A 9,223-nucleotide genomic window follows, 5' to 3' on the forward strand; every position below is an offset into this window, starting at 1 on the left:
ACGGCCATGACATTACACTTAATCCCCGCCGATATTTCGCCGCTGTTTGCCGGCGTTATGGTGTTTTGCAGCTTTCTTACCTCGGCGCTGACGGCCGCGATGGGGCTGGGCGGCGGCACGGCCCTGCTGGCCGTGATGGGGCTGGGGATGCCGGTAGCCAGTCTGATGCCGGTCCACGGGATGGTGCAGCTGGGATCGAATCTCAGCCGTACGCTCATTCAGCGTATTTACGTCGTCTGGCCGCTGGTGCTGTGGTTTTTGCTGGGCAGTGCCGTCGGCATCGCTCTCGGCGCGCCGCTGGCGGCCGCGATTCCGGACGGCGTGGCGCGTATCGCGTTAGCGGCGTTCATCCTGTGGACGGTTTTTCACAAGCGTGGCGAGGCGAAGCCGCTCAATAAGCTATTTTTCGTCATCGGCGGCGGGATCAGCAGCCTGGGGACGATGATTGTTGGCGCGACCGGCCCGATGGTCGCCGGGCTTATCAGCTCTCAGGGGCTGAAACGGCAGCCGCTTATCGCCACGCATGCGACCTGCATGGTGCTTCAGCACGGGCTTAAGATTCTGGCCTTCGGCCTGATGGGGTTTGCCTGGGCCGCATGGCTGCCGGTGCTGACGGCGATGATCGTCAGCGGGGCGCTGGGTACCTGGCTGGGCTCGCGGCTGCTCGATAATCTGCCGGAAAAATTGTTTCGCGTGGTGTTCAGGCTAACGATGCTGCTGTTGAGCGCACAGCTGATATGGCAGGGCGTGCAGGGATGGCTGAGTTAGACCATTTTCTCATTTGTTCCGGCATATTCGTTCTTTGCCAGGGGCTGGGGGATGCGCTGAACATAGTCAGACAAGTTGATAGCAAATATTAGTAAATATAAAAAATTAACCGGGAAAAGGGGCGATTATGCGCAAAAGTATCAAAACGGTGGCGGCAATTCTGCTGATCGCGTCCGGGAGCTTCGTCCTCCCGGCGTATGGCGCAGACGCGTCCGCCAGCAGCGGCGAAACGCTGAAGAAAATTAAAGCCCGCGGAGAGCTGATTTGCGGCGTGCATCCTGCGCGCCACGGTTTCTCATCCATCGACAATAAAGGCAACTGGGTCGGGCTGGACGTCGATTTTTGCCGCGCGCTGGCGGCGGCCGTTTTTGGCGACGCGAAAAAGGTTCGCTTTACGCCGCTCTCCACGGCGCAGCGATTCCCGGCGATTCAGTCCGGCGAAGTGGATGTGCTGTCGCGCAATATCACCGCCTCGCTGACCCGCGACGTGTCGCTGGGGCTGAATTTTGCGCCGCCTAACTTTTACACCGGCACCGGCTTTATGGTGCGCGCCAACAGCGGTGTAAAGAAGATCGAGGACCTTGACGGCGCGACCGTCTGCATCACGCCCGGCAGCAGCACGGAGCAAAACGTGGCGCAGATCTTCACCTCCCGTCATCTGCACTATACGCCGGTCGTTATTGAGAATAACAAAGAGTACGTTGCCGCCTACCTGGCCGGGCGCTGCGACGCGATCGCCCGCGACAAGGTTGCGCTGCCGGGGGTGAAAAACTTCGACGCGGAAAAGCCGGACGACCATACGATCCTGCCGGGTATCTATTCGAAGGAGCCGCTGGCAATGGCGGTGCGCAAAGGCGACGACCAGTGGTTTGATATTGTTAAGTGGGTGGTTTATGCCACTTTCAACGCCGAGGAGCTGAAGACCAGCCAGGCCAACGTGGACGAGCAGCTGAAATCTGCCGATCCGGATGTTCAGGCTCTGTTGGGCGTGAGCGGCGACTTTGGTCAGAAGCTGGGGCTGGATAACAAATGGGCTTATAACGTGGTGAAGCAGGTCGGTAACTACGGCGATATTTATAACCGCCACTTTGGGCCGCAAAGCACGGAACCCCTCGATCGCGATCTGAATAAGTTATGGAACGACGGCGGCCTCCTGTATGGCTTACCGATCCGTTAACCTGAATGTCCCTGTTAGCAGGGACCTTTCTTTTGGTTTGTATGCCCGATCCTGACATGATGAAACAACCAGAACAAGCAAACACCTGCACAAGATCTCCCGCCACGCCGACGCAGGACGCCGCGTTTCGTCCTTCGTCGCTCGTCGGCAGCAAAACCACGCGCGCCTGGTGTTACCAGATCCTGCTGGCCGCGCTGCTGGTGGGTTTTTGCGGATGGCTCTACAACAACGTGGTGGAAAACCTGCAAACGCAGCGCATCACCACCGGCTTCGGCTTTCTGAAGCAAAGCGCCCAGTTCGCCATCGGCGAAACGCTAATCGACTATACCCCGCGCGACAGCTACGCCAGGGCAGTGCTGGTCGGTTTACTCAACACCCTGTATGTCACCGCCTGCGGCATCGTGCTGGCAACCCTGTTGGGATTCATCGTCGGTCTTGGACGCGTCTCGAAAAACTGGCTGCTGGTGAAGCTGGCGGAAGGCTACGTCGAGCTGCTGCGCAACGTGCCGGTTATTTTACAGGTGATTTTCTGGTCGGTGGTGATCCGCAACCTGCCTTCGCCGCGCGCGGCGATCGAACTGGGTGGGGCGGGTTATCTGACCAACCGCGGTCTGACCTTTACCGTTTTGCAGGCGCACCCCGGCTGGCTGTGGACGTTTTGGGCTCTGCTGGCGGCGCTGGCGTTAAATATCGTCCTGTCGACGCTGGCGCGACGGCTACGCGAGCAGCAAGGACGCCTGCTACCTGTCGCCCGCCTGCGCGTGGCGCTTATTATCGGTTTGCCGCTGCTGGCCTGGTGGTTGGGCGGCGCCCCCCATGCTATTGACCGCCCGGAACTGCGGGGCTTTAACTTTCGCGGCGGCTTTACCATCAGTCCGGAATTCACCGCCTTGCTGCTGGGAATTGCGCTTTATTCCTCCGCTTTTATTGCGGAAATCGTCCGCGCCGGGATCCAGTCGGTGCCGAAAGGGCAGCTTGAGGCGGCGCGTTCGCTGTCGCTATCGCCCTGGCATGTGATTCGGCACGTCATTATTCCGCAGGCGATGCGGGTGATGGTGCCGCCGCTGGCCAGCCAGTACGTCAGCCTGGCGAAAAACAGCTCCATTGCCGTGGTGGTGGGCTATCCGGAACTGGCGAATATCAGTAATACCTTAATGAATCAGACCGGACAGGCGCTGGAAGCTATCGCCATTATGATGGTGGTGTATTTGATTATCAGCAGCACAACCTCGCTGCTGATGAATATCTTTAACCGCTACGTCGCCATTAAAGAGCGCTAAGGAGTGGCAATGCAACATTCGGCTATTTACTGGCTACGGCGTAATCTGTTCAGCAACGTCGCTCAGACTGCGCTCACCCTGGCGCTTCTGGCCCTGATTTTCATGGTTGGCGGCAAGCTGCTGCGCTGGGGCGTGACGGATGCGGTATTTACCGGCGGCGTGGAGCAGTGCCGCGCGGCGGCGGGCGCGTGTTGGGCGGTGATCGGCGAAAAATACCGGCCGATTCTGTTCGGGCTGTATCCTTATGAACAGCAGTGGCGTCCGGCGCTGTGCATGCTGATTTGGTTCGTCAGCGTGGGATTGTCGCTGTCGCCCGCGTGCTGGCACTCGCGGTTTCTGTGGCCGCTGTGGGGCGTCGCGCTGGCGGCAATGTCCTGCCTGATGAGCGGCGGCGCGTTTGGCCTGCCGCCCGTTCAGTCTGCCGACTGGGGCGGGCTACCGCTGACGCTGCTGCTGTTTTCCGGCACGGTGGTTATCGGCATGCCCGTCTCGGTAGCGCTGGCTCTGGGACGACGTTCGCCGCTGCCGTTTTTGCGCGGGCTGTCGGTGATCTTTATTGAAGGATTGCGCGGCGTGCCGCTGATCACCATTCTGTTTGTCGCGGTGAACGTGTTTCCGCTGTTTTTGCCTACCAATATGGAGATCAACAAGCTGCTGCGGATTATCGTCGGCATCGCGCTGTTTTTCGCCTGCTATCAGGCGGAAGTCATCCGCGGCGGCCTGCAATCCGTACCGCGTGGGCAGTATGAAGCGGCGACCGTGCTGAACCTCGGCTACTGGCACACTACGACGAAAATTATTCTGCCGCAGGCGCTGCGCATCTGTCTGCCGGCGGTAACCAACCATATTATCGCCGCGATGAAAAATACCTCATTCGTGATTATTATCGGCCTGTTTGACGTCCTTACCGCCACCAGTGCGGTGATGCAGGACCCGTTGTGGCGGCGCTACTACATCGAAACCTACGTCTTTATCTCGGCCATTTATATTTTGTTCGGCTTTATGCTTTCCCGCTACGCCATCTGGGTAGAAAAACGCATTGATGCCAGCCACCACTCAGAAGGAGTCGCCTGATGTCCGTCGCATTACCAAACCCGATTATCGAAATGAACGCCGTCAGCAAATGGTACGGAAAATTTCAGGTGCTGGACAACGTATCCCTGAACGTGGCGAAAGGGGAGCGAGTGGTGATCTGCGGCCCCTCAGGTTCGGGAAAATCCACGTTAATCCGTTGCATTAACCGCCTGGAAGAGCATCAGCAGGGGCAGATCCTGGTGAACGGCATCGAAATGAATGACAACGTGCGCAATATCAACCGCATTCGTTTGAGCATCGGTATGCTGTTTCAGCAGTTCAATTTGTTCCCGCATCTTAGCGTGCTGGACAACCTCACCATCGGCCCACGGCTGGTGCGCAAGATGAACCAGAAGCAGGCGACGGAGCTGGCGATGTACTATCTGGAGAAAGTGCATATTGGCAATCAGGCGCATAAATTCCCGCTGCAGCTGTCTGGCGGCCAGCAGCAGCGCGTAGCGATTGCCCGCGCGCTGTGCATGCAGCCGGAAATTATGCTGTTTGATGAGCCCACCTCGGCGCTCGATCCTGAGATGATTAAAGAGGTGCTGGATGTGATGCTGGATTTGGCGGAGGGCGGAATGACCATGATTGTCGTTACCCATGAGATGGGTTTTGCGCGCACGGTGGCGGACAACGTGATCCTGATGGCTGACGGGCAGATTGTTGAATCCGCGCCGCCGGAACGCTTCTTCAGCCAGCCGGAACATCCACGCACCCGGCAATTTCTGGAGCAAATATTGAGCCATTAACGTAACGGTGCGCGTTAACTCATGTTGGCAAGTCTGCCTGCCAACATGAGTGGGACTTTCGGTTTAACCGGTCGGTAGTATAGCGACTGATACCGGTGCAGGAGCGATTCAGGGAGCCTGCATGTGGCTACTTATGGTTGGAATTCGGGGCATGCTGCTGCATCAATTCAATGATCCAATCAATAAAAACTCGCAGTTTGGCGTTGACATGGCGGTTCGGCGGAAACGCCAGGTGCAGGGGCATTGGACTGATACGCCATTGTGTAAATAACGGAATTAAAGCGCCTACAGCCTGATGTGCTGCCGCCATATAGATTGGCAGCGCAATCACTCCTAACCCGGCTAACCCGGCTTCGAGGTAAGCATTGCCATCATCCACGGCAAGTACATAGCGGCCCGTGATTTCAATATGTTCACTCTCACTGCGCAGCACCAGAGGATCAATCTTACCGGTGCGCGAAGACAAAAAACCCACGATACGATGGTCGGTGTTTTCCAGCTCTCGCGGGTGCGCAGGGGCGCCAAGGCGTTCCACATAGCTCGGCGCGACGTACACGCCGATTGGCAAATCGCCGACATGGCGTGCAATCAGGGACTGGTCATTGATTTCGCCACCGCGCAGGACGCAATCCACGTTGTCGCCGATCAGATCCACCACCCGGTCGCTCACGCCCATGTCGAACTGGATATCAGGGTAGCGTGCGTGGAAAGCCGGTAGCGCCGGCACCAGGAGGAGGCGGGCCAGCGGACTGGGCACATCCACCCGTAGCCGTCCCCTGGGCGTAATCGCCGCACTGGACAGGCTGTTTTCAGCATCTTCCATGTCCGCCAGCAGGCGGATGACGCGTTCGTAGTAGACCGCGCCATCGGGAGTGACGCCGAGCCTGCGGGTGGTGCGATGGAGCAACCTGACGCGCAGGCGCGCTTCCAGCTGCTGAATGAGTTGCGTCACCGTGGTTTTGCTCATATGCAGCGTTTGGGCGGCCTTTGTGAAGCTACCGGCCTCCACCACGCGAGCAAAGGCGCGCATCGCATCGAAACGATCCATTCCTTATCCTCTCTTTTCAGCGATTGTTTGGATTTTACAAACAATGATGGACAAAGTCGCTTGTTTATCCAGCCGATCCAGCGCGTGTAAAGTGTCTTTATGTTCACCGGGCAGATTCCGCCCCCTTGCAAAGGTACAAACATGACAGCACGCGAAGCAGTTTTTCCCTTCGGTCGGCAGGCGCTCTATGAGCGCAATCGCTATTCACCGGCCATCAAATCCAACGGTTTCCTGTTCGTTTCGGGGCAGGTGGGTAGCCGCGAGGATGGTTCGCCTGAACCGGATCTAAAAGCGCAGGTCAGGCTGGCATTCGATAATCTGAATGCTGTTCTCGCGGCTGCGGGCTGCACATTCGGTGACGTGGTTGACGTCACCCTCTTCGTCGTCGATCCCGAGTCGAACCTCGACGCTATCTGGAGCGTCCTGCCAGAATATTGGGGGGAAGCGCCTTACCCCACGTTGACCGGGATCGGCGTGACGTGGCTTTACGGATTCCAGTTTGAGATTAAAGTGATTGCCAGGCTGCCGTAAGCGTTACGGATCTTCGGACAGTCGAAAATTCAGCAGGGCAGCCTGCGCGGACTGTGGCCATTACGGCCTGGCAGCATCGACGAAAACCCACCGCGGGGAATGCGGCAGTGAGTTAATGCAATGCCGCCGAATAGCGGTTGTGGCTGCCTACCGGTCAGAGGTCGAGGTAACGGAGAGATTTCTGATGTGCCAGGAGCCGGACCGGTCTGGATTGACTGATGAGACAGAGGAAAATTTATGAAAGCAGCGGTTTATGACGTGCAAGGCGCGCCCGGCGTCCTGAAATATGTCGATATCCCCGATCCGGTCGCGGGACCTGACGACGTCCTGATTTCTGTCGAGGCTATCTCGATTGAAGGGGGGGATCTGATCAACCGCCGTTCAACGCCGCCGCCTCATCCTTCATGGATCGTCGGCTACGCGGCCGCGGGCATGGTTGTTGCTGTCGGAGCGAACGTCCGCAGCCGTACGGTTGGGGACCGGGTCGCCGCTTTTAACATGCAGGGGTCGCATGCGGAGCTTTGGGCCGTGCCCGCGGAACGAACGTGGCTGATACCCGATGGGGTGGAGGCGGCAGAAGCGGCGGTGCTCCCGATCTCTTTCGGCACCGCGCATCACTGCCTTTTCACGCGGGGCATGCTCCGGCACGGAGAAACCGTCCTTATTCAGGCGGCAGCCGGCGGCGTGGGTCTCGCGGCCGTTCAGCTTGCCTCACAGGCAGGCGCGACGGTCATCGCCGTGGCAAGCGGAACGCAGCGCAGGAGCCGGCTGCTTGAACTTGGCGCCGACCACGTCGTGGATCGCGCCGCGAATAACGTGGTGGACAGTGTCCGACAGTTCACCCACGGCGCCGGTGTTGACCTCGTCATCGATCCTGTGGGGACGACGTTGCCTGCTTCACTTTCTGCACTCGCTCCGGAAGGACGTCTCGTCTTCGTCGGTAATGCGGGGGGTGGCAGCCTGACTGTCGACCTGTGGCCGCCAATGCAGTCCAACCAGACGCTCATGGGGGTATTCATGGGACCTCTTTTTGAAAGGCCCGGAGTTCGCTCAAGTGTGGACGACATGCTGCAGGCCGTAGCTGCAGGGCGCATCAGGGTTGTCATCGACCGCATATTCCCCCTGACCAACGCTGCCGAGGCTCACGAATTCGCCGAGACCGCAAAACCGCTGGGCCGCATCGTTATGAAGCCATGAGGCGCGTTTGAGCTGCGTGAGTGCGCGGGGCGAATTAGGTGGTTCTGGCCGATCCTGAAATTCGGATCATGCTGGAGCTGCCGTCACGTCGTCCGGGTTTGCGGATACCTTCACGCAGCTGCGTGACGTCAGGCAGGGAGACTGTTAGCATCCCGCTAAAACGAACCATTCACTTTTAGAGATCTTTTGTCATAGTCATCTGTTTTATTGGTGACATAAGGATTTTATTATTAACATCCGGCATCGGTATTAAATCGGGTAAGACTATAATAATGATATCTTAGTAAATAACGGTAACGACTTTGTCTTTATCGAGTTGATAATAACCGGTGCGCTGGAATCCAGCTGGAAGCGCGGGAGTCAGGGCGTGTGTCAGCTGTATACTGAAGGTTTGCTTGTGCGTGTTTATATCGGTAATTATGGCGCTTTCAAAACCGAAAATTTGTCTCACCTGGGGATATAGCGCCTTGTAGAGACTTTCTTTTGCCGAAAACGCGATGTGTAATGCAATATTATAATCTATTTCACTTTTCGCCAGGCGTTTTCGCTCACTTTCTTGAGCGATCGTCCCGGCTATTTCGTCCAGCGCTTCGGGGTTAAAATTCTCAATATCAATACCGAGAATGCATCGTTTATTTTGCGGGGCTATAACCGCTATCGCACAGTGATCTGTATGAGAAATAGAACCAAGCCATCCCCCAGGCCATATTGGTGCCCCGTCTGTTGATTGGGTTATCTGTGCGTAAATTTGTTTTTCGTGTAATAGCGTTTGAGCTGCAAGACGCCCGCACAGATATTCGGAACGACGCTTTGCTACCGCGGCGAAGAGCTTTTCTGGAAACTGAATTGAATGCTCTGTGAATAGTGCATCGCGATAGTTGTTTGTTTGAAACGCTATCTCACAAACACCTATTGAGGGTTCGTGAATAAGATGGCCGGTTTTATGTGAACGAATGAATTTGCCATCAGGTAACTTTTTTGTAAACACAAACATGATTAAAATGACACCATGATTGAAGCTGGAGATATATTCTATTGATGCTATACGGCCCCGTCTGTTTTAGCAATTTTATTGTGGCTTAAAATGTCAGGCGTCGGGCGCGGAAAATCAGCTTGTTTGCAAAGCAGGGCATTTATCGGGGAACGGGTGAGCGCTTATCCATGTCATTGAACAGGATATCCGGCGCTTGCATCGCTGCGATCGGCCGCCGCCACATTGGCGGATAAAATAAAAAATCGTATCAGCCCTGACCGGGGCGGTTTTGATTTTCAGCACCGGGAATTGATGGAGCAGGCAGGAGCGCGCTTCTCTCTGCCGACAATATAGGCTGGGGCACAGGGTCCACGGCACGAATCCCGATAATCCGACCACTGCATTATCGTCTAACGGCCTTCC

The 9,223-nt window shown here is 56.8% G+C and carries 9 protein-coding genes; 7 read left to right on the top strand and 2 right to left on the bottom strand.

Features of this window, described 5'->3' with window-relative positions; all coding sequences use genetic code 11:
* Nucleotides 1–6 precede the first annotated feature (6 nt).
* The 5 genes from NWP14_RS00225 to NWP14_RS00245 all read left to right on the top strand — a co-directional run bounded on the left by NWP14_RS00225 (nt 7) and on the right by NWP14_RS00245 (nt 5,051).
* Nucleotides 7–768 (top strand): sulfite exporter TauE/SafE family protein, encoded by a 762-nt coding sequence (locus NWP14_RS00225; RefSeq protein ID WP_268087220.1) that lies wholly within the window; start codon nt 7–9, stop codon nt 766–768.
* 127 nt (nt 769–895) lie between these two features.
* Entirely contained in the window at nt 896–1,945 is a 1,050-nt protein-coding gene (locus NWP14_RS00230; RefSeq protein ID WP_095101229.1) for an amino acid ABC transporter substrate-binding protein, read from the top strand.
* A gap of 56 nt (nt 1,946–2,001) precedes the next feature.
* A complete protein-coding gene (locus NWP14_RS00235; protein ID WP_346431131.1) occupies nt 2,002–3,225 on the top strand; it encodes an ABC transporter permease subunit in 1,224 nt (407 codons plus the stop codon).
* 9 nt (nt 3,226–3,234) lie between these two features.
* On the top strand, nt 3,235–4,299 hold the full coding sequence (locus NWP14_RS00240) for an amino acid ABC transporter permease (RefSeq protein WP_346431132.1): 1,065 nt from the start codon (nt 3,235–3,237) through the stop codon (nt 4,297–4,299).
* Nucleotides 4,299–5,051, top strand: coding sequence for an amino acid ABC transporter ATP-binding protein (locus NWP14_RS00245; RefSeq protein ID WP_095101235.1), 753 nt, complete (start codon nt 4,299–4,301; stop codon nt 5,049–5,051). Before NWP14_RS00240 ends, NWP14_RS00245 begins: the two co-directional genes overlap by 1 nt.
* Before the next feature lie 127 nt (nt 5,052–5,178).
* Here the strand turns inward: NWP14_RS00245 and NWP14_RS00250 are convergent, their stop codons facing one another.
* A complete protein-coding gene (locus NWP14_RS00250; protein WP_095101237.1) occupies nt 5,179–6,099 on the bottom strand; it encodes a LysR family transcriptional regulator in 921 nt (306 codons plus the stop codon).
* A gap of 141 nt (nt 6,100–6,240) precedes the next feature.
* Between NWP14_RS00250 and NWP14_RS00255 the strand changes: the two genes are divergently transcribed.
* Both NWP14_RS00255 and NWP14_RS00260 read left to right on the top strand, forming a co-directional pair.
* Complete coding sequence (locus NWP14_RS00255) at nt 6,241–6,630, top strand: RidA family protein (RefSeq protein ID WP_095101239.1); 390 nt, start codon at nt 6,241–6,243, stop codon at nt 6,628–6,630.
* Nucleotides 6,631–6,867: 237 nt separating this feature from the next.
* A complete protein-coding gene (locus tag NWP14_RS00260) occupies nt 6,868–7,827 on the top strand; it encodes a zinc-binding alcohol dehydrogenase family protein (protein WP_375214550.1) in 960 nt (319 codons plus the stop codon).
* A gap of 280 nt (nt 7,828–8,107) precedes the next feature.
* On the opposite strand, the gene NWP14_RS00265 is transcribed toward NWP14_RS00260, so the two are convergent.
* The gene (locus NWP14_RS00265) at nt 8,108–8,821 is read right to left on the bottom strand and encodes a 4'-phosphopantetheinyl transferase (RefSeq protein ID WP_375214551.1); all 714 of its coding nucleotides are present in this window, start codon (nt 8,819–8,821) and stop codon (nt 8,108–8,110) included.
* Nucleotides 8,822–9,223 lie beyond the last annotated feature (402 nt).

It is taken from the genome of Klebsiella sp. C349492 (genome assembly GCF_042055345.1).
In the GTDB taxonomy this organism is placed as follows: Bacteria; Pseudomonadota; Gammaproteobacteria; order Enterobacterales; family Enterobacteriaceae; genus Klebsiella; species Klebsiella scottii.

What these genes read in the sequence shown, in the direction of transcription:
- NWP14_RS00225 (WP_268087220.1), top strand. Translation starts at nt 7, where the DNA reads ATGACATTACACTTAATCCCCGCCGATATTTCGCCGCTGTTTGCCGGC.
- NWP14_RS00230 (WP_095101229.1), top strand. Translation starts at nt 896, where the DNA reads ATGCGCAAAAGTATCAAAACGGTGGCGGCAATTCTGCTGATCGCGTCC.
- NWP14_RS00235 (WP_346431131.1), top strand. Translation starts at nt 2,002, where the DNA reads ATGATGAAACAACCAGAACAAGCAAACACCTGCACAAGATCTCCCGCC.
- NWP14_RS00240 (WP_346431132.1), top strand. Translation starts at nt 3,235, where the DNA reads ATGCAACATTCGGCTATTTACTGGCTACGGCGTAATCTGTTCAGCAAC.
- NWP14_RS00245 (WP_095101235.1), top strand. Translation starts at nt 4,299, where the DNA reads ATGTCCGTCGCATTACCAAACCCGATTATCGAAATGAACGCCGTCAGC.
- NWP14_RS00250 (WP_095101237.1), bottom strand. Translation starts at nt 6,099, where the DNA reads ATGGATCGTTTCGATGCGATGCGCGCCTTTGCTCGCGTGGTGGAGGCC.
- NWP14_RS00255 (WP_095101239.1), top strand. Translation starts at nt 6,241, where the DNA reads ATGACAGCACGCGAAGCAGTTTTTCCCTTCGGTCGGCAGGCGCTCTAT.
- NWP14_RS00260 (WP_375214550.1), top strand. Translation starts at nt 6,868, where the DNA reads ATGAAAGCAGCGGTTTATGACGTGCAAGGCGCGCCCGGCGTCCTGAAA.
- NWP14_RS00265 (WP_375214551.1), bottom strand. Translation starts at nt 8,821, where the DNA reads ATGTTTGTGTTTACAAAAAAGTTACCTGATGGCAAATTCATTCGTTCA.